The organism is Actinacidiphila acidipaludis (assembly GCF_019890725.1).
GTDB classification, from domain to species: domain Bacteria; phylum Actinomycetota; class Actinomycetes; order Streptomycetales; family Streptomycetaceae; genus Actinacidiphila; species Actinacidiphila acidipaludis.
Genome location: NZ_JAINZZ010000053.1, coordinates 1 through 23281, shown reverse-complemented (window position 1 = coordinate 23281; position 23281 = coordinate 1). Strand labels below are relative to the sequence as shown.

The following is a 23281-nucleotide window of genomic DNA, read 5'->3' as shown; positions in this document are numbered from 1 at the left end:
GTGAGATGCCGGGTGCGCGCCGAATCACACGCTTTGGATGGAATGGGGGAATGCCGTGAGCGGCAGGGTCGACAGGGTCGGCGAAGGCGAGGGAACCGGCGGGACCGGGCGCGTGGACGTCGTCGTGGTGGGCGGCGGCCCGACGGGAATGATGACCGCGGCTGAGCTGCGGCTGCACGGGGTCGGCGTCGTGGTGCTGGAACGGGACAGCGAGCCGACGAAGATCGTCCGGTCGCTCGGGCTGCACGCCCGCAGCATCGAGGTGCTGGACCAGCGGGGGCTGCTGGAGGAGTTCCTGGCGCGGGGCCGCCGGTACGACGTCGGCGGGTTCTTCGCCGGGATCCGCAAGCCGGCACCGGCAGGTCTGGACACCGCACACGGATACGTCCTCGGCATCCCGCAGCCGGTCACCGACGCGCTGCTGACCGCCCACGCCGCTGCGCTCGGTGCGCGGATCCGGCGAGGAAGCGCCGTGACCGGACTGAGCCAGGACGAGGACGGCGTCACCGTCACCCTCGCGGACGGTTCTCTCCTGCGGGCACGCTACGCCGTCGGGTGCGACGGCGGCCGCAGCACGGTGCGCACGCTGCTCGGCGTCGGCTTCCCCGGCGAGCCCAGCCGCGCCGACACGCTGCTCGGCGAGGTGAGGCTGACCGCGCCGCCGGAGGAGGTGGCCGCCGTCGTCGCCGAGGTGCGCAAGACCCAGCTGCGCTTCGGCATCGGCCCGTCACAGGACGGCGCCCACCGCGTCGTCGTGCCCGCGGCGGCCGTCGCCGTGGACCGTTCCGTCCCGCCGACGCTGGACGAGCTCAGGCAGCAGTTGCGGGCGGTCGCGGGCTCCGACTTCGGCGCGCACGCGCCGCGCTGGCTGTCCCGGTTCGGCGACGGAACCCGGCAGGCCGAGCGCTACCGGGTCGGCCGGGTGCTGCTGGCGGGCGACGCCGCTCACGTGCACCCTCCCATCGGCGGGCAGGGCCTCAACCTCGGCATCCAGGACGCCTTCAACCTCGGCTGGAAGCTGGCCGCCGAGGTCGCCGGCTGGGCGCCGCCGGGCCTGCTCGACACCTACGAGTCCGAACGGCATCCGGTGGCCGCCGAGGTTCTGGAGAACACCCGTGCCCAGATGCAGTTGATGGCGCCGGACCCCGGAGCCCGGGCGGTGCGCCGGCTCGTCGCCGAACTCATGGACATCGACGAGGTCAACCGCCGCCTCACCGAGAAGATCACCGCGACCGGTATCCGTTATGACCTCGGCGGCGGTCACGCACTGGTGGGCAGGCGGCTGAAGGACATGCCGCTGAAGCAGGGCGGCCGCGTCTACGCGTTGACGCGCACCGGCCGCGGGCTCCTGATCGACCAGACCGGCGGTCGACTCTCCGCCGCGGGCTGGGCCGGTCGCGTCGACCACGCCGTCGACACCAGCGACGAACTCGCCGCCCGCGCCGCCCTGCTCCGCCCCGACGGCCACGTCGTGTGGGCCGGCGACGACCAGCGGGAACTGACGGGCGCCCTGTCGCGCTGGTTCGGCGCCCCGGAACCGCCGGCCGCGCAGGGCCGCGCCCAGCGCGCCTCCCCGGCGCGGGTCGCCGGTTCGCAGTGACCGTGATGCTTCTCAGCCCGGTCGATCCCGCGGAACACCCTCGCCTTCGCACCCCTCATTCGATGGTTCGCGCTGGTCACGAGCGCATGCGGGCCATGCGGCGACACGCCGGAGGAAGCTCGGCGAATCTTCTTGGCGCGAAAAGGGCCATGCGTTGCGGAGCATCGCGGCCAGGCGGCTTACGAGGGATTCAGGGTGAGGCGCGGGGTCAGCGCGTGCAGGAAGTCCGGTGCGTCGAAGATCTCGCCGGCGGAGGCGACGCCGATGGTGTTGGTTCGGCACGTCAGAACACGGTCGAGGGCCTCGACGACGAGGGGCGCGGTAATCGCGTAGATGTCCTGGCCGCTGACCGTGGCGCGGCGTTCGTCTCCGTTCGAGCGTACGACGGCGTCGACGAGGAAGGTCTGGTCCGAGCGCCCGCTCTCGTCTGCGGCGGTCGGGGCGGGGGTGTGGGAGGCGGCGACGTCGCAGACCGCCTCGGCGGTCATGTAGGTGGTCACGTCGGGGATGGACAAGTGCTGGGAGACGGTGATGACGTCCGCCATCGTGAACTCCCCGATCACCTCCTTGGGTCCCAGCGGTTCCGGAAAGGTCCACTGAAGGGTGGGCGCGGCGTCGGTGCGCTGCTCCCACCGGCCGCCGCTGTAGCGAAGGCGGACGTCGCCGCGTCGCGCGCGGGAGACGGCTCCGGACAGACGGGTGCCGGCGGTGGGGTGCCAGTTGCTGAGCGCGTAGGCGATGTGGGCCTCGTCGGCCACCGGCCAGTCGCCCATCGCCATGGTGACCAGCAGGTCGCCGAGACCGCCGAAGAAGGCCATGGCCGGGACGATCACCACGCCTGCCTCCCGGGCCCGCTCGCGATAGTGGGCGAACGTGTCCAGATTGGCCTCAAGTTCGGCGGCAACGTCCAGGTAGGGAATCCTGGCGCGGAGTGCTGCCTCGATCACGGGGCCCGTGGTCGCCGCGAAGGGCCCGGCGCAGTTGATGACCGCCGCGGCGCCCGCCAGGGCCCCGTCCAGCGACGCAGGGTCCTCGACGGACGCCACCCTGGCCTGCAGCCCACGTTCGTCGGCCATCCCCGACAGGACCTGCGCGTCGCGGCCGGACAGCACCGGATTGAACCCGCGCGCGGCCAGCTCTGCGACCACGAACCGCCCGGTGTGACCGTACGCGCCGAACACCGCCACCGGCTGACCTGACCCCATGAGACCTCTCCCTCTGCATGCCCTATGCCAAGACGTCCGCTGCCAGGTCGATCCGCCCCGGCCCGACACCCCATCCTGTCCCCGCGGTAACGCACCTCACGAGCGTCGGAAACGACATGCCGCGTACAGTTTCGGACATGCCCTCCGTTGCGCTGGCCGTCACCGACGGCATGCTCCACTACGAAATGGCAGTGGCCGTCGAGATCTTCGGATCCGACCTGACCCACCTGGTGGACCCCTGGTACGACTTTTCCCTCTGCGGAAACGGCCCAGTGCGCGTCGGCCGCTTCCGCCTGGACCCCGACCACGGACTCGACCACCTCGCCCTAGCGGACACCGTGATCGTGCCCGGCTGGGCCGACACGGACCGCCGACCACCGGGCGAGCTGGTCGAGGCGGTGCGCGCCGCACACGCGGCCGGGGCCCGCGTGGCCTCGCTGTGCACGGGCGCCTTCGTCCTGGGAGCAGCAGGACTGCTCGACGGCAGGCGCGCCACCACACACTGGGCCCACACCGGCGAACTGGCCCGGCGCCACCCCGCGGCCACCGTTGATCCGGACGTCCTCTACGTGGACAACGGCGACGTCCTCACCTCCGCGGGAAAGGCCGCCGCCATGGACCTGTGCCTGCACCTGGTCCGCCTCGACCACGGTGCAGCCGACGCGAACAAGATCGCCCGACGCCTCGTCATCCCACCGCACCGCGACGGCGGCCAGGCCCAGTTCATCACCACCCCGCTCCCCGCCCCCAGCAACCACCCCTTGGACGACCTCTTCCCCTGGGCGCTTGAGCGGCTGGACCAACCGCTCACCGTGGAGGACCTGGCCCGCCAAGCCCGCATGAGCTCCCGCCAACTCGGCCGCCACTTCAGGCACCTGACCGGAACCACACCCCTGCATTGGCTCCACACCCAACGCATCCGCCACGCCCAGGAACTGCTGGAGACCACCAACGCCACCGTGGACACCGTGGCCACGGCCACGGGCATGGGCACCGCAACCACCCTCCGCCGCCACTTCCACCGCAGCGTCGGGGTCCCCCCCGACACCTACCGCCGCACCTTCCGAGCCTGAACAGGGACCAGGGCCCTGGCAGCCGATCCGACAGCGCCAAGGCACGTGCCGTCCGAATCGGTTCCGGTCCTGTCCCTCGCCGTGACTGGGACGGCAGACGAGGCCAGGACGTCGCCCCACTGACAGTCATCGACGGAGAGGCACCTGCGACCAGGGCACCTTGCCCGCGAACACGTGTTGAGCGTGCGGGGTGGCGGAGACAGGTATTCGCCTGCGGGGGCATCCTGGACTACGGTGTGCGACGGGCGCGGCACCCGAACGGGCCGGCACCTCCCGGGCCAGGCCTGCGGGGGTCAGCACTCGCATCAGCGGACGGTCCGCTCGGACAGCACCGGTCCCCCGCCGGCCAGCAGCAGGCGGAAGAAGCCGAGCAGGTCTGCGGCGGTGGAGACGTCCTGGCAGCGATGAGGCTGGGTGGGGAGGGCTGCGCGGAAGCCGGCGTTTCTCGACCGTCAGGCGGCTGACCAGGGAAGATGGAGAACGGGGGCCGGACTATTTAGGGTCAGCCTGTGGGTTTCATCATGGTGTGCGAAGACGACGCGGCGGTCCGTGGCGTCCTCAAGCGCGCCCTGGAGTACGACGGCCATACCGTTTCCGTCACCGCCACGGCCGACAGCCTGCTGCGGCAGCTCGCACCGGCGCCCCATCTGGTCGTCCTGGATCTCGGGCTGCCGGACGCCGACGGCCGCGATGTCTGCCTGGCCCTTCGGGCTCGCGGTGTCGACGTGCCGGTATTGATGCTCACCGCGTTGGACGGCCTTCATCACAAGGTGGGCGGCTTCGAGGCCGGCGCCGACGACTACATGACCAAACCCTTCGACATCCCGGAACTGCTGGTCCGGGTCCGAGCGCTGCTGCGCCGCGCCACCGTGGCGTCCGCACCGCGCGAGGTCGTCCTCGATCCGGCGAAGCACGTGGTGACCTACGGCTCGGTGAGCGAGAGCCTGACCCCGACCGAGTTCCGGCTGCTGGGCCGTCTGATCGCCTCGCAGGGCGACGCTGTACGCCGCCACGCTCTCATCGCCGCCGGCTGGCCGCACGGGGCCCAGGTGAGCGAGAACACCCTCGACTCCTATGTGCGCCGACTGCGGGCCAAGCTCGGTCCGCTGGGTGCGGCCGAGCGTCTGGCGACCGTCCGCGGCGTGGGCTACCGATGGCAGTGACGGGATTCCGCAGAAGCGTTGTCGCGCTCACTGTGCTGATCGCCACCGCCGTGGTCGCGGTCCTGGTCGTGGTCTCGCATGTGCTGCTGAGCAGGGTGACGGACACCGACGCGCACGATCTGGCCCGGACCCGCGCCGAGGCGGTCGCGGCGAACGTCAGCGCCGAGGGCGGCCGTGTCGTGCTCACGGAGAATGGCAGCGAGGCGCTGGACGGGGTCGCCTGGGTGTATGCCGACGGTCGTCTGATCGACGGGAACGTACCGGCGAGCATGGTCGGCCGCGTCGAGGAACTGGCGGACTCGGGGCGATCGCGGACCGCGACGGTGGGCGACCACCTCCTGTACGCGCGGCAGGTCCCGATCGACGGCCACCATGCCGTGGTGGTTGTCCGGGTCGACCTCACGCCCTACGAGATGTCCGAGCAGCGCAGTCTGACCTTGTCGTTGATACTGGGCGGTCTCACGATCATCCTCGCCGGCGGTGTCGCGCACGTCGTGGTGCGCCGTGCGTTGCGGGTCGTGCACGAGATGGCCGCCCTCGCCGACGACTGGGGCCATCACGAACCCGGGCGCCGCTTCAACCTCGGAGTCCCCCGCGACGAGTTCGGGGAACTGGGACAGACCCTGGACCGCCTCCTGGAGCGCGTCGACAACGCGCTGGCGGACGAGCGCCGGCTCACCGATGAGATCGCCCACGAATTGCGGACACCGCTCACGGTCCTCCGAGGCGAGGCGCAACTGGCCCAGCTGTCCGGCAAGCCGGTGGTCCCGGAGGTGGTGCTGAGCGAGGTCGACCGCCTCCATACGGCGATCACGGCGATCCTGCGGGCCGCGCGCGCACGGACCGACGACGAAGCCCGGTGCGATCTGCGCTCCGCCGCGCGCCAGGCGATCGGCTCCCGCGCGGTCGAGATCGCCTTCCCGGCGAAGGTCGAGGTGGGCGTGCCCCCCGACGTCGCCGTGTCGCTGCTGTCACCCCTGCTGGAGAACGGCCTGCGGCACGCGAGGTCCCGTGTGTGGATCACCGCACGCATCCAGGGCGAGGCCGTCGTGGTCGATGTCCTGGACGACGGCCCCGGATTCGATCACGCGGACGTCGACCGGGTCTTCGAAGCGGGGGTGACCGGGGGCGGCGGGTACGGACTGGGACTGCCGGTGGTCCGGCGCATCGCCGCCTCGGCCGGTGTCGGGGTGCGCGCGGTCGCGGACGGCCGCGGTCACGTCGAGGTGACACTCCCGGCCGCGCGCGCGGCCACGTAGTCAGGTTGCTTGCAGGTTCCCCGCGTAAACCTCCCTGCATGACAACGACAACGGAAGCCCGAACGCGCAGCGGGCGCCTCATGCTCAACAAGGTCCCCGAGGTCACCATCTGGTTCTGGGTGATCAAGATCCTGTGTACCACCGTGGGTGAGAGCTTCGCCGACTGGATCAACATGAAGCTGGGCGTCGGCCTGGTGAACACGGCATGGATCTTCACCGCCGTCTTCGTGGTGGTCCTGGCCGTCCAGCTGCGGCTGAAGCGGTACGTCCCGTTCCCCTACTGGCTGACCGTGGTCGTTGTCAGCGTCACGGGCACCCTGTACACCGACATCCTCACCGACCAGCTCAACGTGCCGCTGTGGATCAGCTCCGCGGTGTTCTCGGTCCTGCTCGCCGTGGTCTTCGGCGTGTGGTGGCTGCGCGAGCGCACCCTCTCGATCCACTCGGTCACGACGCTGCCACGTGAGTCGTTCTACTGGCTCGCCGTTCTCGTCACCTTCGCACTCGGCACCGCGACCGGCGACTGGACCCTCGAACTCACCGGCTGGAGCCCGGGCGCCTCAGTAATGCTGCCGCTCGGCCTCATCGCGGCGATCACGGCGCTGTGGAAGTTCGGCGCGAACCCGGTGCTGTCCTTCTGGCTCGCCTACATCCTGACCCGCCCGCTCGGCGCCAACATCGGCGACTGGCTGGCCTCCCCGAAAGTCGCTCAGCCGGGCGAGCCGACCGGTCTCGCGCTGGGCACCTTCACCACCAGCCTGATCTTCCTCAGCCTCATCCTGGCGACGGTGGCCTACCTGACGGTGACGCGCTCGGACGTGACCGAGACGCACGAGGCAACCCACGCCGCCCACGTCACCGGCGACCCGCGCAAGGAGCACGTCGCGCTGGCCGGCTTCGGACTGCTCGCCGTCGTCACCACGGGCCTGCTGGTCTGGGCTCACAGCCAGCCGCACGTCGGCCCGGCGCCGGAGACCGACAACACCTCCGCCGTCCAGATGGCTCCGGGCGTGGCGGTGAAGAAGTTCCCGCCTGCCAAGGTCGCCGCGCTGCGGACCCTCGCCTCGACCTCGCTCAAGGACGCACGCTCGGGGAACGCGAAGGGCGCGCACGCGGCCGCCCAGTCGCTGCGCGACCTGTGGGACGCCGACCAGGCGTCGCTGCAGCCGCTGGACCAGACCGGCTGGACCTCCATCGACGCCCAGATGGACAAGGTCCTCAAGACCTTCGGCATCGATCACTCGAACCCGCCGATGGCTCCCGCGCAGCAGGAGAAGGAACTGAACGCCCTCCTGACGGACATGGGCTGACAGACCGCCCAACGCGTCCGCGGACTCCTGCGGGCGGTCGAAGCCGGTGTCACCGGCTTCGACCGCCCCGCTGTTGCCCCACGCTGGTCGTCGCGGTGGCGGACCGCGGACCCGGACCGGTGCTCCCTGGCGGATTGCTGTGACCGCAGAGGTTCGCGGGGTCGCTGTGCCTTCTCCGGCGCTAGCATGGCCGGATGCCACTCGAGTTGTTTGCCGGGATCTACGTCCGCGACTTCGAGGCTGCGCAAGCCTGGTACGTGCGTCTGCTGGGCTCCGAGCCGGCGTTCCTCGCATCAGACACGGAAGCCGTGTGGGAGCTTGGTGAGCATCGGTACCTCTATATCCAGGAGAACGCCCACCACGCCGGCCATGCCGTTCAGACGATTCTCGTCGACGACCTGGACGCCTGCGTCGATCGCATCACCGAGCACGGGATCGAGCCCGTGAAGCGGGAGTCCTATCCCGACGGCATGCGCAAGGCCCTGTACCGCGATCCCGACGGCAACGAGATCGGGTATGGAGGGGCCGCATAGTTGCGCCGGGTCGTGCAGGCCGCGCCGGCGAGGCGGAGCCCGCCCCGACATGCCCTTCTCATCACGGACTCGGGCTCGCTCGCGAGCGACGAGGATCCAGCCCGCGTGGGGGCGTCGCTGCCCCGAGCGGGGCTGCGATCAACCGCCGGCCCGGCCGATGCGGTTCCACAGCTCCACCGCAGCGGCGGGCTGGTCGGTGTAAGCGAGCATGAAAGCAGCTGCGGCCGCTCCCCCGATAGCGTACGGAAGTCCGGCCCCCGGTATGGGGAGGAAGGAAGCTCCCACGGCAGCACCGCTACAGGCGAGCAAGGCTGCCACCAGCCGGACCCATTCCCAGTTCCTGACCGGCTCCAGGCCTTCCAAAGCCTCCAGGTCCAAGAGCGCGCCGATCCGTCCGTGCACGTATCGGTCGCACACCGTGATCAGCACAGATGTCAGTTCCGTCAGCGCCGCGTCGACGTCCCTGTCCAGGCGACCTTCGATGACACGGATTTTGGCAACAACCCGCCGCGTGTGGTTCCGCAGGGCCTTCCTTCGATGGGAGGGCCACCGGACACTGCCCGCATCGCGGTAGGACTTCTCGATCAGCCTGGAGGTCACGCCCAGCCGGCGGGCCACCTCACGCAGCCGGAGGGGCAAGTCGTCTGCCGACGCTCTTGAAGCCACGGCACAGGCACGGATGGTGAGGGCCGCGCTGTGGACCAGCCGGTACTGGGTGACCCATCTGCCTGATCGCCAGGGACTGGACGCCGATCCCCGCCACACGACGACGAATCCTGCCACCGGCACGACGAACACCGTCGCCAGCGCCACCAGGAACATGACAATCAGGACCAGAAGCGCCAGGGCCAGCGGGCCCTGCAGGATAGGCGAAGGCAGAGTGGAGGCTGTGTCGCCGCCGGTGGTCTGGCGGGTGGGGGCCGGCGATGCGACCGCGGATACCACCGCGCGGTCCAACCCCATCGCGAGCTCCGAAAAGACCAGTGCCGCAATCAATCGGCCGACCACCGCGGGGCGGCGGCTGATCACAAATCGCCGCAAACCCAAACATACCCGGCCAACAGGCCTGCTACCGCTGCCCAGGAGCACCTCGAGATCTGCCCTGAACGACTCGACCTGCCGGTCAGCTGCACGCCACGCTCGTGCCGCCGCTCGTCTGCGAGCCCAGCGTGACGCTTCCTGCCATATGGTTTCCGCCCCCACGAGCCCTAGCCTGGCATGGTCACGCCGCCCTGCACTAGGAACGGAAGCAGCCCGCCGGCGCCCCAGACGGCGAGCTGCACGCTTCTGCCCGACGCCCCGCCACTTCCTGACAGGCACGGCAGCTGAGCCCCGTCATTGCACCGTTGGGCAGACGAGGCTCATCGGCCGCCACCTCCAGGCCGTCGTAGATCTGCCCCCGCACGGCGCGCCGGCGGCCGTACCGTGGAGCGGGGCGCGGGGCGCGGGCAGGGCGCTGTCGTCATGATCGCTCGTCATACGGACTGCCGTAACCGTTGGGCGGGGGCCCTCGGGGTCACCGAACTCAGAGTGGGTGTGTGTCGCGGTGACGACATCCTGATCAGGGTCGGCTTTCGCCATGACGTCCCCGTGAAGGCCTGTCAGTTCGATTGTCGTTCCGGGGTGTCCCCAGCGTGGCTCTGGCTGCCGAGCATGCCGTCGGCATTGCAGATGGCGGTGAGATTCCCCGCGAAGCGCCCCCAGGACGTGTCAGGCTGAGGCAAAACCCGACGACGGCCGCGGTCGCGGGCGAGGCGAGGGGGTTCCGATGAGGACGGACGAGGTGGCCGGAGAGGCCGGCCTGCGCAAGGCGGAGCTGAGGCTGCAGGCCGCCGCACGGGCGGGTGACGTCGAGGCACTGCGCCTGCTCCTGGACGACCGTGTCGTCTATACCGGCCCCGACGGCAGCACCGTCACCAAGGACGAGGACCTGCCCGCGCACCGGTCGCGGGCCATGACCGTCGAGGTCTTCGACCAGCAGGAGCTGCACGTGACCGTGGTGGACGGGACGGGCATCACCCACGTGCTGGCCGCGCTCGCGGGCACCGCCGGGGGACAGCCCTTCGCGGCCCGCCTGCGCTACACCCGCACCTGGGTGCACACCGAAGGCACCTGGCGCGTCCTCGCCGCCCACGCCAGCGCGCTCCCCGCCCCCCGCGGACGATGAGCGGGTCGAGGGACCCGCGAACACCCCGACGTTCCTTCGAGTTCACCCTCGCGGAGCGCCGCCGCCCTCGAGGGTCCCATCTCGCCGCCATGGCCGTGCGCGGCACCGGCGGGCCCGTCTGCCCCCCGCTGCCGCGCACGGCCATGACGAACCGCCTCGCCCGGCCTCAACTGTCTTGCGAATTAAGAGAGTTGAGTTGTCGGGCCGGAGCCGGGGGCCGTATCCCATCGGTGTATGCGGTACTCCGGGAAACTGGGGCCTGGCACCTAAGGTGATCGTCGCGGACGCCGGATACAGCCAGGACGACGCGTTCCGGCAGGGCGTAGCCGAGCGGGGTCTGGACTTCGGCGTGGCGGTGCGGGCCGATGAGGCCGCCCATCGGCATGAGGCTGTGCCGAGCGCACCGGCGTGGTCCGGGACCGGGCGCAAGCCCACCGCCCGCTACCAATCCGGCCTTGTAATTGAAAGGGCTGGCCGCCGAAGGCGGCCGCAGGGCCTACCGGCAGGCGACCTGGCACAAGGGCCCCCAAAGGGCCGATGCGCTCAAAGTTCCAGATCCATGTCGTGCGTCCGGCAGGTGTCGCTGCCCGTCTAGCTCCGCCGGCGGTGGCGGCTGCGGCAAGTGCCGTAAGCAGAAGGACGGCGCATCTCAAGGAGCCGTTCAAGGAACCCCCCGATGCCGGCGGACGGCGCTGCCGATGGGATGGCGGTACGCCGGTTCGGGCTCCCGGGCGGGAGGTCTCACCTGGCCAAGATTTGACTGTCCACGGCCAAATGTTTGTGTGAGGAATCTATGCGCGTCAACCGCCCGCCCCTCACACTCGTAGCCAACTACCCCATGGATCACGTGCCGTCGCCCCTTCGCTGTCGCCGTGACGGGTTCCAGCTCAGGGACGGGGGAACGTGCCGTCGCCCCGGGAGGCTTCCGTGCGCAGGAGATGGTGGATCTACGTGTCGGCCGCTGTGGCGGCAGTGGTCGCCGCGGTGCTGGGACTGTCGGCGACCAGCAGCGCCGGCCCGCGCTACCACTCGACGCCGGACGCCGAGGAGCACGAGGACGTGACGCGCGCCCCGCTGGCCACCACAGGCAGTTGCGGAGTGGAGCGGTGGTCGGTCAAGACCGGCACCGACGCCGATGCCGGCGCGATCACCCTGCAGTCCACGACCTCGACGACGATCGCCTCACTGGACGCGGTCCCCGCGCCGTCCTCGCTGCCGTCCAACAACCGCGTGAAGCCCACCGAGACGACCGTCTACCGACTGTCGGCGACGCTGACGGAGTACAAGCTGGAAGCCGACTCCGACTACCACCTCGTGCTGTCCGACGGCGCTGGCCACACGATGATCGGGGAGATACCCGACCCGGCGTGCGTGGGCGCGGGAAGCCCTCTGCTGTCGGGCATCCAGAAGGCCCGCGGCGAGTTCGACGCCAAGTACAACGCCACAGGTAGCTTCCAGACCGCCAACGTGCCGGTCACCATCACCGGGGTCGGCTTCTTCGACTTCGACCACGGCCAGACCGGCGTCGCCCCCAACGCCATAGAGCTGCATGCCGTCCAGGACATCCAATTCGGTGGCAGCACCACAGGCGGGACCACGACCGGCGGCACCACGGGCAGCACGACCGGCGGTACGGGTGGCTGCACGCCCACTCAACTCCTCGGCAATCCGGGCTTCGAGACCGGTACCGCCGCACCCTGGACCGCCAGCTCCGGCGTCGTGAGCAGCAACACGTCCGAGCCGGCCCACTCCGGCTCCTGGAAGGCATGGCTGGACGGTTACGGCTCCGCCCACACCGACACCCTGTCCCAGACAGTGACCATCCCTGCGGGCTGCAGCGCGACCTTCACTTTCTGGCTGCACGTCGACACCGCCGAGACATCGAGCAGCACGGCCTACGACACGCTGACCGTCACGTGCGGCTCCACGACGCTGGCCACCTACTCCAACCTGAACAAGAACACCGGCTACACCCAGAAGTCACTCAACCTGTCGTCCTACGCCGGCCAGAGCGTCACCTTGAAGTTCACCGGCACCGAGGACTCCACCTTGCAGACCTCGTTCGTCATCGACGACACGGCCGTCAACGTCAGTTGAACCTGACCGAAGAGGCGGCCGGGCCGCAGCGAGACTTTGCGGCCCGCCCGTCCGCGGTGGTCGAGCAGAGGGCGAAGGCCGGCGCGCTCAGCGCCCGTTCGGCGAACGGCCGCTCCACCTCGACGAGTAGTTCCGTTGTGGCGCCATTCACCGGTTCAACGAGATCGGCCTGGCCTGCTTGGACCCTCAATGGGCGGGAGGCCGTCCCCGCCTTATCAGTCCTGAGGACGAGGACTTCGTCGTGGCGACGGCCACCACCCGCCCGACCAAGCTGGGCCAGCCCTTGACCCGCTGGTCCATCCGTAAACTCGCTGCGTACCTGCGGAAAGTCCAGGGCCGTGTCATCCGGATCGGCCGCGAGGCGTTACGGTGCCTGCTCGCCCGCCGCGGCATCACCTTCCAGCGCACCAAGACCTGGAAGGAATCACCCGACCCCGACCGGGACGCCAAGCTGGACCGCATCGAGCAGGTCCTGGAGCGCTTCCCTGACCGCGTTTTCGCGTTCGACGAGTTCGGGCCGCTCGGCATCCGTCCCACGGGCGGCTCTGGCTGGTCTCTCGCCGGTCACCCCGAGCGCCACCCCGCCACCTACCACCGCACCCACGGCATCCGCTACTTTCACGGCTGCTACTCCATAGGCGACGACACCCTGTGGGGCGTCAACCGCCACAAGAAGGGCACCGCGAACACGTTGGCGGCCCTCAGGTCGATCCGTGCGGCCCGTTCGGACGGCGCCCCGATCTACGTCGTTCTGGACAACCTGTCCGCCCACAAAGGCGAGACGATCAGGCGCTGGGCGAAGAAGAACCGCGTCGAGCTGTGCTTCACCCCGACCTACGCGTCCTGGGCGAACCCGATCGAGGCTCACTTTGGGCCGCTGCGGCAGTTCACGATCGCGAACTCGAACCACCGCAACCACGCCATTCAGACCCGGGCCCTGCACGCCTACATGCGCTGGCGCAACACCGACGCCCGCCACCCCGATGCGCTGGCCGCCCAACGACGCGAGCGTGCACGCGTCCGCAGCGAGAAGGGCATCCGTTGGGGCAGACGCCCGACCACCACGGCAGCCTGAACGACTGGTGTTGCTGTCTGGTGGAGTTGTTAGTCGTCGAACTCGAATCCTGAAGTCTCCGCCCGGGCGATGATGTCGCGGACCGCATCGGGGCTCGTGATGACTGGCTCAAGGACCGTCTTGAGTTGCGCGAGGTCGCTCGGAATCCCGACAGCGCAGAACACGCCGGCCTCGCTGTCGAAGTCGAGCAGCTCGGCAATGTCTGGCCAGGCAAACCGCACGAGACCTTCCCAGAAGTACCCGTTCGGTTCGTGCCCTGCCTCGGCTACCGCCACGTCAGCGGCCAGGCCGCCGACATCCAACGTCAGCGAGTGTTCGCCGTCGAAGTCATGAAGCTTGATGGTCACGGTCGCGATCTTCTCACGCCGGCATGGGCCGCCGGATCCGCTCCAGCGGCCCATCCGTTACCTCGCCGCTCTCGACCCCGGTCAACCTTTCCGGCCACGGCACTAGATACCGGATCCCCCCGATCCAGCACCGGAGTCAATAGCCACGTCGCGGAGGAATCTGGGAACGCACCAGGCGGACTCGTGTGGCTGGTATGCGGTCGGGCAGATAGACGAATCCGTTGCCGTTGTCGAGGAGCAGTCCTTCGTCTATGCCGTCCACGGACCAGAGATCAACCGGCCCACCGGTGTTGTTGATCTGAAGGAAGAACTCCGCCTCCTCCTCCCCTCGGCAGACGAAGATCCCGCCACCTCGGGTCGGCGGCTGCCGGCGATTCCCGGTGCCGCGCCCATCCGGGTCCAGTCCAGGCCATGCTCGGCGATCGACTGTCGATTGAGGGCGGACGAAACATGGAGGTGGCCCGACGCGTCAAACACGCCAGGAGTATAGGAGGCAGTGAGGCTTCCTCCTCAGGTTGAGGTGGTCAGTTCGAGGGTGAGTGGTCGATGGAAACCGAACCACCGTAATCAGACCGTCCAGACCCGGGCCCTGCACGCCTACCTGCGCTGCCGCAACAAGAATGCCCGGCACCCCACAGTCCTCGCCGCCCAGCGACGCGAACGGGCCCGCATCCCCGGCGAGAAGGGCGTCCGCCGGGGCGGCAGACCCGCTTTCGCCGCGTGAGAAGGATGCATGCCCAGGTGCTGGTCTACTTGACCAGCCGGAAACCGGGCTGGTCGACCCAGGCCCGCAGGAATTCTGCGGTGCCGAGCGCCATCGGATACTCCTCGTCGGTGAGGCCCAGCACCCCTGGAAGTCCGGCGACCACCGCCTCCTGTCCTTCCAACAGTTCGGCCTTGGCCACGCCCCCGAGGACATCGATGACCGCCGCGGTGAGCAGGGCAGTGGCCGCGTGGTCGATCCCACGGTTGCAGTCGGCGCTGACATTCACGGCATGGGTCGGCTTAAAGCCAAGGACCGCTTCCACTTCAGACTCATCCGCGTGTTCGGCCTCGAAGATGCTCTCGTCGCCGACCCCCGGACCCATCAGGTAGACCAGAAAGGGCCGCTGACTGTCGACATCCTGCGCGTCGAGGGCCGTCGGCGCTTCCATGCCAAGCCGCTCGACAGGCACGTTGACGTCGAAGGATCCGTGGCCCTGCTGCTCGAAGCGGGTGGAGAGCCCGCGCATCAACGCCCTGAACTCAGTCAGCACAGCCGAGGAGATGGGCTCCGCCAATTCGATCACCAGGGTCGGGCCAGCCATGCCGGGAGCCTATCCCGCCACCTGGCCCGACACCGCTGAGTTCTCGCAACCTCGAATCGTGCCGACCGAGCATCGAACCACCAACCCGGCGAACGTTCCCGGTCACAGCACTAGTTGTTCTGTTTCGGGCTCCCCTTCACGCGTGTGCGCCCCACGGCGGCGACCGCCGGCGCACGGCACCAACGCGCCTCACCGATCCGGCGAGCCGAAAACGTCCGGTTCCTGGTAAATCCTTCATGGGCTGCGGCCCTGGGTCCCAGACGGGCAGACGCCGTGCGACGCGAGGATCACCAGCGGCCCGGGCGGCCCCCGCCACTCCGGCAGCTGCGGCCCCCGCAACGCCGCTCTGCTCACCGCTGCACAGGTATGCCTGAACGGGCGGCCTCCTCCCCGGCAGTCGACCACCAGAACGCGCGCAGCGAGTGTTGAGCAGCGCCGGGCAGATAGGCCGGCTCACCTCCAGCGCGGCGGTCGCTTGCGCGCCGGCGGGCGTGGGAAGGGCGACGGCCGGCATGTGCTTCATCACCTGGCTGCTTGGCCGGTCTCGGCTTGCGCGACACGGATGATCGTCTTCCCGCGGCTGTGGCGGCCGGGTGCGAACGCAGCCGGGGTTTCGGCGAGCGGGCGCACCTCGCCGACGAGGGCCTTCAGCCGTCCGTCCCGCAGCCGCCGTGCGAGGTCGGCCAGGCGGGCCCGGTCGGGTTCGACGACGAAGAAGACGGCCCGCCCGTCCTCAGGCCTGGCCGTGGGCGGCGCGGTGATCGTGACGAGGGTGCCGCCGCCCCGAACCAGGGCGGCCGAACGTTCCAGGACGTCCCCGCCGATCACGTCGAACACGACGTCGACCTGGCCGGTGTCCTCCAGCCGGTCCGCGTCGAGATCCACGAACGCCGCGGCGCCCAGCTCGAGAGCGGTCTCCCGGTCGGCTGCCCGGCCGGTGGCGACGACCCGTGCCCCCGTCTCGCGGGCCAGTTGCACCGCGATCGACCCGACGCCGCCGGCGGCCCCGTGGACCAGCACCGTCTGGCCCGCCGTGAGGCGTCCGTGGTCGAACAAGCCCTGCCAGGCGGTCAGTCCGGAGATCGGCAGGGCGGCGGCCTGAGTGTGGCTGACGTCCGCGGGAAGCGGAGCGAGGTTGCGGGCCTCCACCGCGGTGTACTCGGCCAGCGATCCGTCGCGCGCCCAATCGGTGAGGCCGAAGACCCGCTGGCCGACGGTCAGACCGGTGGTGCCGTAGCCCAACTCGACGACGACGCCGGACAGTTCGTGCCCGGGCACACTTGGTGTCCGGTCCCGGCCGGTCCGGTCCGTCCACGTCGCGGGCCACCCCAGTTCCCCGCGGGTGAAACCGGCGGCGTGCACACGCACGATGACGTCGTTCTCGGCGGCGTGGGGATAGGGGAGCTCCGACAGGGCGAGGCCGGCGATACCGGCCTCCCGGTCCTGGACGGTGATGGCTTGCATGGGCTTCCTTCGAAAACTGTGCGGCGGCGATCGGGCACACCGATGCCCGCTACGGGCAGGCAAGGTGCCTGTCCCGACGTGATTCGACCGTACGGCCCAACCAGCCCGCCCGCGTGGACCACTTCCCGCCCGAAGCGGCGGGCCACTTGGCGGTCTGCTGGCCCTGCCTTCCGCACGAAAGGTGACGAGCCGGTTAGCGTTCCTGGTGTTCCTGGACGTCCAGGCACCGCTTCGGCCGCACTGACGCGTCGGCCCCCGGTCCCGGGCGGACCGTCCTGCCCGCGCCGCGGGTGTCCGGGCGCTGCCCCTCCCGCTCCGGAGACATCGGATGCCGGCGACTACCGACGAACTGGCCGCGTTCGTCCCGCAGGCACTCAGCCGGGTGAGATCGCGGCACCCCCTCATGCAGTGCCTTGACCGACACCGTCGTCACCGACTTCACCGCGAACGTGCTGTACGCGCTGGGCGGCATCCCGGCCATGGTCGACGTTCCGGGCGAGGCCAGGCGCCTTCGCCGGCGTCGCCTCCGCCGTGGTGATCAACCTCGCGACGCCGCAAGCAAATCAACGGACGGCCGTGGTCGAGGCGGCCCGGGCGGCCGGCTCCGCCGGTAGACCGTCGGTCCTTGACGGCTTCACCGCCGGGGCCTGCCGGTGCGAACCGCGCTGGCCCGCGAGCTGGTGCGGCTGCTGCCGACGGTGGTCCGGGGCACCGCGCCCGGGATCATCGCAATCGCGGGCGCGGACGCCGGCGCACAGGACACGGACGACCCCGCCCGACATCATGCGGCCGCGGAAAAGCCGGCGCGCACACTCGCCCGCAGCATCAGCGTCGTCGTCGCCCTGTCCGGGCCCGCCGTCTTCGTGACCGACGACACGAACGGGTCACGGATCACCAACGGGGACGGCCTGCTCGCCCAGGTGGCAGGGGGCGCGGTGATGTCCGCGTTCGCAGCCGTCGATGAAGACCGGTTCGCCACGAGTTCCCAGTGAGACTGCACCACGGGATCGACGTCGAGCGGATGAGAGCCTTCGCCGACGCGGTCTTCTCCATCTCCCAGGATGCGAACGCGGCGTCGCGGCGGTGGCTGCGCCGCCTGCTCGACCAGTCGTGGCGGACACCCTGCTGAACCGGCCGGGCCGGGAAGGCCCCGGCCGTCGCCCCATCGGGACCCCGGCGCAGGCGGCCATCACCGGCTCGCCCGCCGCGACGCGGAAGCTCCGCGAACGTTGCGTCACCGATCGCACGCCGGACCGTTGTTACCCTGGGGTCTTCGGGGAAAGGACGACGTCATGAGCAGTCTGCCGCGAGAACTGCGGGACCTGATCGAGTCGGGACCGCTGGCGCATCTGAGCACCGTCAACGCCGACGGGAGCCCTCAGGTGACCGTCGTCTGGATCGGGCTGGACGGCGACGACATCGTCAGCGGCCACATGGCCCTGCACAAGAAACTGCGGAACATCGAGCGGGACCCGCGCGTGGTCCTGTCGTTCCTCGCGCCGCGGAATCCCGCCGTCGTACTGAACGAGTACGTGGTACTCCACGCGCGGGCCGCCGTCGAGCCCAGTGACGGCGCGTGGGACCTGCTCAACCGGCTGACGAAGGTGTACATGGCGCCGGACGCCGAATTCCCCGCCCCCAAGGGGCCGGGCTACATCGCCCGCTACTCCGTCGAACGGATCGGCGGAGTCGGCCCGTGGGTGACCTCCGGCCGCTGACCGGACCGGCACAACGCCGGTGCACGCTGCCGGGCGAGGACGCCGTGGCGCGCCGAGCTGCTCCTCCCTTGTGGGACACGGTGGTTGACCAGGCATCAGGCGGTCAGTAACTTACCGATGCCGACCGGCATTTGGTGAACAATTTTCGACCTGGCCGCTACCGACGAGGTGCTCATGCGGATTCCTGCACTGACGGCAGCCGCCGCGCTGCTGACCTCCCTGACGCTGTCCCTGTCGGGTGCCGCCGCCGCGGCTCCGGCCGGGCACCGCGCGCACGACGCGCGCTTCGACCGCCCCTACAGCGGCTTCGCCCCCGCGGGGACCGTCCTGCACCCCGGCACCCCGGGCGAGGCGGGCCTGGACCCGGCGCCGATCGACGCCTTCGAACGCCGGATGACCGGCTGGGAGGACCCGGCGTCCGGCGCCGGATACTTCCCCGGCGCGACGACGCTGATGGCGCACGATGGAGTGGTGGTCGAGCGCAGCGCCGGCGGCTACGCGGTGAAGTACGCGGACGCCACCACCGAACTCCCCCGGGACCAGTGGATCCCGGCCCGTACCGACACCATCTACGACCTGGCGTCGCTGTCGAAGCTGTTCACCTCGATTGTGGCCATGCAGCAGCTGCAAGCCGGCCGGATCGACCTCGACACGCCCGTGGCCCACTACCTGCCGGAGTTCGCCGCCAACGGCAAGGGCGCCATCACCATCAAGGAACTCCTCACCCACACCTCGGGGTTCGACGCCGATCCGGTCCCGTCCCTGTGGCAGGGCTACCCCGACATCGCGTCGCGGGAAAAGGCCGTGCTGGACGCCAAGCCGATCAACCCGCCTGGCACCACGTACCTGTACTCGGACCTGAACATGCTCAGCATGCAGCTGGTTCTGCAGAAGGTGACCGGAAAGCCGCTGGACGTCCTGGTGCGTGACGGCATCACGGCTCCGCTGCACATGACCGACACCGGGTACAACCCGCCGGCCGCCGAGAAGCCCCGCATCGCGGCCACGGAGTACCAGACCAGCCCGGCCCGCGGCATGGTGTGGGGTCAGGTGCACGACGAGAACGCCTGGTCGCTGGGCGGCGTGGCCGGCCACGCGGGTGTCTTCTCCACCGCCGACGACCTCGCGGTGCTGGCCCAGACCGTGCTCAACGGCGGCATCTACAAGGGCCACCGCATTCTCAGCGAGAACAGCGTCCGGCTGATGGAGCAGAACTTCAACCAGGCCTTCCCCTCCGACTCCCACGGCCTGGGCTTCGAGCTGGACCAGATCTGGTACATGGGCGGCCTGTCCGGCCCGCGGACCCTGGGCCACACCGGCTTCACCGGTACCTCGCTGGTCATCGACCCGCAGTCGCGGTCCTTCGTGATCCTGCTCAGCAACCGGGTGCACCCCGGTCGCAACACGCCCTCCACGAACCCGCCGCGCCGGGCGATCGGCGAGGCCATGGCGCAGGCGATGCCGGTGGCCGCCCCCGGTGGCGGACCTCTGTGGTATTCCGGTCAGGGCGGTGGCACCACCAGCACCCTGACCACCGGCCCGCTCACCGCTGCCGCCCCCGCCGACGTGGACTTCTCCGCCTTCGTCAACACCGAGTCCACCGACCTGCTGTCCGTCGAGGACTCCACGGACGGCGGGACCACCTGGCACGCGCTGCCGCTCACCGTGACCGGCAGGGGCGCGCCCTCCGGCACCCCGACCTCCCTGTCCGGGCAGGCGGTGCGCGCCTGGTGGCAGGTTCACACCCGGGTTCCGCAGCAGGCCGGGCCCTTCCAGCTCCGCTGGCGCTACAGCACCGACCCGGTCTACGAGGGCCGCGGCGTCGACCTGGCGCACCTGTCGGTGACGGCCGGCGGCACGACCGTGCCGGGTTCGTGCACCCTGACGCCGGGCGGTGCCTGGCACCAGGTGCAGCATCCGGCGCCCGCCGCCTCGCGCTGAGGCCCGTCGGCCACCGGCGGCGCCCGGGCACACTTTCGACCGCGTTGACCTGCGCGATCACGGTGGGTACGTTGTGCCTGTGGCAGCCGCCGGTTCCCAGCCCCGCGAGGCGAGCCCCCTCGTTCGCATCCGGTCGCTGATGCCGGGTCTCGCACCGGCGGAGCGGCGCGTGGCCGCCGCCGTGCTGGCCGACCCCGTCGCCGCCGCCCGCAGCAGCATCACCGCACTGGCCGGCGCGGCGGCCACCAGCGAGACCACCGTCGTCCGCTTCTGCAAGGCGGTCGGGCTGCGCGGCTACCCGGAGCTGCGGATCGCACTCGCCGCCGACGCCGCGCGGGCCGAGATCCGTGACGACCCGCGGCTCGGCGCCGACATCACCCCCACCGACGAACTCGCCGACGTCGTGGGCAAGGTGGCCTTCGCCGACGCCCGCGCCGTCGAGCAGACGGCACGCCAACTGGACGTCGAGGTCCTGGGCGACGTGGTGGCCGCCGTTGCCGCCGCGGGCCGCGTCGACATCTACGGGGTCGGCGCGAACGCGCTGGTGGCCGCCGACCTCCAGCAGAAGCTCCATCGCATCGGGCGGGTCAGCTTCGCGTGGAGCGACACGCACATCATGCTGACATCGGCCGCGGTGCTCGGCGCCGGCGACGTGGCGATCGGGCTGTCCCACAGCGGGGCCACCGCCGACACCGTCGAGGCCCTGCGGGTGGCGCGCCGTCACGGCGCGACGACGGTCGGCCTGACCAGCTTCCCCCGGGCGCCCATCCGCGAGGTCAGCGACCTGCTGCTGACCACGGTGGCGCCCGAGACCACGTTCCGCTCCGGCGCGACCGCCAGCCGCATCGCCCAACTGACCGTCATCGACTGCCTGTTCGTCGGCGTCGCACAACGCCACCTGGACAGTGCCCGCAAGGCCCTCAGGGCCACCTACGACGCGGTCGGCGACCACCGCCTGGACCCCGCCACCGAGGCTCCCGCCGCCGGCGCCTGACCGGCCCCGTGGATCCCGGCTCCCCCCGTGCCGGGTCTACCGAGGGAGCGCGGCCGGGCGCATTCCCCGCTGCCCGGCCGTGCTCGTCCGTCGATGGTGCTGGCAAGCGCCACGGACGACCGTGGTGGCCGCGAAGGGCTTTTGACGTCCTCTGGAGAGATGGCGGGCTCGCTGAAAGAGGCCCGGTTCATCTGTCAGCGCGATGCGGACGGTGATGCGTTTGCCGGCTGGTTCGTGCTGAGCCTCGAAGCTGTGCACCAGGGCCGTCACGTCAACCCGCACATCGCGCCGCTGGGCGGCCACCCTCGTGTGATGGCTGTCGGCGGCTACCCGATCATCGAGAACGGCCGGTACATCGGGGGGCTGGGGATCTCCGGCGGCGACTACGAGCAGGACCAGCAGGCCGCCGAGGAGGCCCTGGCCGCCTTCGGGTTCGAAACGCCACCCGGCGATGTGGAGCCGACTGCCTGTCGCCGACAGGCTGCTGTGGGCTGCTGACGTCCAGTCACGCCAGCGCGACGCGGGCATGGACGCGTTTGCCTCCCGGAACCGTTGCCGCTTCGAACGCAGAGCACAGGTGCGTCACGATCTCGATGCCGTGGCCGCCGACCCGGGCCGGGTCGGGAGGGAACCGTGTGGGCAGTTGTGAGCTGGTGTCCCAGACGGTGACCTCCACGGCCTCCGTGGTGCGGGCCAGGTCGAGCATCCGGGGGCCCCCGTCGTGGCGCGCGGCATTGGTGACCAGTTCGCTGACGACCAGCAGTACGTCCTGCATCGTGCGTTCGGAGACGGGTGCCACCTCGTCGACCGCTTCGGTCAGGAAGGCACGCGCCAGGTCACGGGCCGCCCCCACGCTGTCGGGGACATTGTCGTAATTTGCGCGCCAGTGTCGCACCACGCCCGGTCCGGCGGGTGGCGGAACAGCGGCGAAGGGATGGTCAGTCACCTGGGTCGCCCCACACATCTAGACTTCTGATGCCACGATCTTGAGGGCATCTACCCCCGAAGCCGCCGAGGACGACACGCGTCTGTGCAGCCGGCGGGGCGAGCCGCGTCACGGCACGGACACATCGAACACGAGTGCTGCACCGCCTGCGCGGCACGTTATCCGGTTGCCATGAGGATGGCGGTGTAGTGCGCGGTGAAAGCGGCGATGGTGAGGGCGTGGAAGACCTCGTGGAACCCGAACCAGCGGGCTGAGGGGTTGGGGCGTTTGAGCCCGTAGACGACCGCGCCGGCGGTGTAGAGCAGACCGCCGGCGAGGATGAGGACGACGGAGGTGATGCCGCCGGTGCGGGCGAAGTCGGGGAGGTAGAAGACCGCCGCCCAGCCCAGGGCGATGTAACACAGGGTGTAGAGCCAGCGCGGCGCCCTGATCCACCAGACGCGGAACGCGATACCGGCCGCGGCTCCGGACCACACCAGGGACAGCAGCACCATCTGCTGGCGGCCGGGCAGCAGCAGCACCGCCAACGGCGTGTAGGTCCCTGCGGTGATCAAGAAGATGTTCGCGTGGTCCAGCCGGCGCAGGACCGCCTCGCCCCGCGGGCCCCAGTCCCCGCGGTGGTACATCGCGCTGGTACCGAACAGCAGCAGCGCGGACACCGCATAGACCGAGCACGCCACGGCAACGCTTGCCGAGCGCGAGAGGGTGAGCAGGACGATGCCGCCGAGCAGCGCCAGGGGGAACATGCCGGCGTGCAGCCACCCGCGCATCTTCGGCTTCACGGCGGCTGCCGTCCGCTGTGCCACGGCATGAGGATGGGCTGCCGGGCCCGGCTGCCGGCCGGACGTGCCGGCGGTGGAAAGGGAGGCGTCGGATGTGGCGCTCGGACCGAGCTGGGTGGCTCGGACGCGTGTCGGCGGCTGGTCGTCTTCGGCGATCATGCGCACATATTATGAGAATCAGTGCATAGCAGCAGCAACTGACTCGATCAGGACCCCTGTTCCGGCGGCGGGTCGGCGGCCGTGGCCTTGTCACGGCGCAGCTCGGCGTTGATGCGCTGAGCTTCCTCGAGCTGGTCCTCA

General features: G+C 70.3%; 21 protein-coding genes and 3 pseudogenes. 17 read left to right on the top strand and 7 right to left on the bottom strand.

The features are described from left to right. The first annotated feature begins 55 nt into the window (after positions 1-55). Positions 56-1600 (top strand): rifampin monooxygenase, encoded by a 1545-nt coding sequence (rox, locus tag K7862_RS29135; protein WP_308012244.1) that lies wholly within the window; start codon positions 56-58, stop codon positions 1598-1600. 179 nt (positions 1601-1779) lie between these two features. Here the strand turns inward: rox and K7862_RS29130 are convergent, their stop codons facing one another. Beyond that, entirely contained in the window at positions 1780-2805 is a 1026-nt protein-coding gene (locus K7862_RS29130) for a saccharopine dehydrogenase family protein (protein ID WP_222967687.1), read from the bottom strand. A 137-nt stretch (positions 2806-2942) separates the two neighbouring features. Between K7862_RS29130 and K7862_RS29125 the strand changes: the two genes are divergently transcribed. The 5 genes from K7862_RS29125 to K7862_RS29105 all read left to right on the top strand — a co-directional run bounded on the left by K7862_RS29125 (position 2943) and on the right by K7862_RS29105 (position 8143). Then, on the top strand, positions 2943-3878 hold the full coding sequence (locus tag K7862_RS29125) for a helix-turn-helix domain-containing protein (protein WP_222967685.1): 936 nt from the start codon (positions 2943-2945) through the stop codon (positions 3876-3878). 509 nt (positions 3879-4387) lie between these two features. Next, complete coding sequence (locus K7862_RS29120) at positions 4388-5041, top strand: response regulator transcription factor (protein ID WP_222967683.1); 654 nt, start codon at positions 4388-4390, stop codon at positions 5039-5041. Continuing rightward, positions 5032-6300, top strand: coding sequence for a sensor histidine kinase (locus tag K7862_RS29115; RefSeq protein WP_222967682.1), 1269 nt, complete (start codon positions 5032-5034; stop codon positions 6298-6300). Before K7862_RS29120 ends, K7862_RS29115 begins: the two co-directional genes overlap by 10 nt. 38 nt (positions 6301-6338) lie before the next feature. Then, positions 6339-7610, top strand: coding sequence for a COG4705 family protein (locus tag K7862_RS29110; RefSeq protein WP_222967681.1), 1272 nt, complete (start codon positions 6339-6341; stop codon positions 7608-7610). A 194-nt stretch (positions 7611-7804) separates the two neighbouring features. Beyond that, a complete protein-coding gene (locus tag K7862_RS29105) occupies positions 7805-8143 on the top strand; it encodes a VOC family protein (protein ID WP_222967680.1) in 339 nt (112 codons plus the stop codon). A 138-nt stretch (positions 8144-8281) separates the two neighbouring features. Here K7862_RS29105 and K7862_RS29100 read toward each other — a convergent pair whose 3' ends face one another. Continuing rightward, entirely contained in the window at positions 8282-9172 is an 891-nt protein-coding gene (locus K7862_RS29100; RefSeq protein ID WP_222967679.1) for a hypothetical protein, read from the bottom strand. 739 nt (positions 9173-9911) lie between these two features. On the opposite strand from K7862_RS29100, the gene K7862_RS29095 reads away from it, so the two are divergent. The 4 genes and pseudogenes from K7862_RS29095 to K7862_RS29080 form a co-directional block, all read left to right on the top strand. Beyond that, entirely contained in the window at positions 9912-10310 is a 399-nt protein-coding gene (locus K7862_RS29095; protein ID WP_222967678.1) for a nuclear transport factor 2 family protein, read from the top strand. Between the two features lie 271 nt (positions 10311-10581). Then, positions 10582-10905, top strand: coding sequence for a transposase (locus tag K7862_RS38545; RefSeq protein ID WP_222967677.1), 324 nt, complete (start codon positions 10582-10584; stop codon positions 10903-10905). A 986-nt stretch (positions 10906-11891) separates the two neighbouring features. Continuing rightward, positions 11892-12407, top strand: a pseudogene (locus K7862_RS29085) (hypothetical protein); the annotation flags it as partial. 145 nt (positions 12408-12552) lie between these two features. Beyond that, positions 12553-13482, top strand: a pseudogene (locus tag K7862_RS29080) (IS630 family transposase); the annotation flags it as partial. 29 nt (positions 13483-13511) lie between these two features. On the opposite strand, the gene K7862_RS29075 reads toward K7862_RS29080, so the two are convergent. Continuing rightward, complete coding sequence (locus tag K7862_RS29075) at positions 13512-13829, bottom strand: Imm51 family immunity protein (protein ID WP_222967675.1); 318 nt, start codon at positions 13827-13829, stop codon at positions 13512-13514. Positions 13830-14385: 556 nt separating this feature from the next. Between K7862_RS29075 and K7862_RS37910 the strand changes: the two are divergent. Then, positions 14386-14553, top strand: a pseudogene (locus K7862_RS37910) (IS630 family transposase); the annotation flags it as partial. Between the two features lie 25 nt (positions 14554-14578). Here K7862_RS37910 and K7862_RS29070 read toward each other — a convergent pair. Together K7862_RS29070 and K7862_RS29065 are read right to left on the bottom strand one after the other, a co-directional pair. Continuing rightward, positions 14579-15136: a DUF6368 family protein gene (locus K7862_RS29070; RefSeq protein ID WP_222967673.1), complete on the bottom strand. Its 558-nt coding sequence runs from the start codon at positions 15134-15136 to the stop codon at positions 14579-14581. Positions 15137-15658: 522 nt separating this feature from the next. Next, positions 15659-16600 (bottom strand): NADP-dependent oxidoreductase, encoded by a 942-nt coding sequence (locus K7862_RS29065; protein ID WP_222967672.1) that lies wholly within the window; start codon positions 16598-16600, stop codon positions 15659-15661. Positions 16601-17253: 653 nt separating this feature from the next. Here K7862_RS29065 and K7862_RS38330 point away from each other — a divergent pair. From K7862_RS38330 to K7862_RS29030, 6 genes are all read left to right on the top strand, one after another. Further along, on the top strand, positions 17254-17592 hold the full coding sequence (locus tag K7862_RS38330; RefSeq protein WP_222967670.1) for a hydroxyethylthiazole kinase: 339 nt from the start codon (positions 17254-17256) through the stop codon (positions 17590-17592). Beyond that, positions 17589-17729, top strand: a complete 141-nt coding sequence (locus K7862_RS29050) for a hypothetical protein (protein ID WP_222967669.1) — start codon at positions 17589-17591, stop codon at positions 17727-17729. Before K7862_RS38330 ends, K7862_RS29050 begins: the two co-directional genes overlap by 4 nt. Positions 17730-17892: 163 nt before the next feature. Continuing rightward, positions 17893-18318, top strand: coding sequence for a PPOX class F420-dependent oxidoreductase (locus tag K7862_RS29045; protein WP_222967668.1), 426 nt, complete (start codon positions 17893-17895; stop codon positions 18316-18318). A gap of 174 nt (positions 18319-18492) precedes the next feature. Further along, complete coding sequence (locus K7862_RS29040) at positions 18493-20259, top strand: serine hydrolase domain-containing protein (protein ID WP_222967666.1); 1767 nt, start codon at positions 18493-18495, stop codon at positions 20257-20259. A gap of 79 nt (positions 20260-20338) precedes the next feature. Then, complete coding sequence (locus tag K7862_RS29035) at positions 20339-21253, top strand: MurR/RpiR family transcriptional regulator (protein WP_308012243.1); 915 nt, start codon at positions 20339-20341, stop codon at positions 21251-21253. 93 nt (positions 21254-21346) lie between these two features. Beyond that, positions 21347-21751 (top strand): heme-binding protein, encoded by a 405-nt coding sequence (locus tag K7862_RS29030; protein WP_222967664.1) that lies wholly within the window; start codon positions 21347-21349, stop codon positions 21749-21751. Positions 21752-21758: 7 nt separating this feature from the next. Here K7862_RS29030 and K7862_RS29025 read toward each other — a convergent pair whose 3' ends face one another. Together K7862_RS29025 and trhA are read right to left on the bottom strand one after the other, a co-directional pair. Then, positions 21759-22151, bottom strand: a complete 393-nt coding sequence (locus K7862_RS29025; RefSeq protein WP_308012242.1) for an ATP-binding protein — start codon at positions 22149-22151, stop codon at positions 21759-21761. Positions 22152-22357: 206 nt separating this feature from the next. Further along, positions 22358-22969, bottom strand: a complete 612-nt coding sequence (gene trhA, locus K7862_RS29020; RefSeq protein ID WP_222967725.1) for a PAQR family membrane homeostasis protein TrhA — start codon at positions 22967-22969, stop codon at positions 22358-22360. Positions 22970-23281 lie beyond the last annotated feature (312 nt).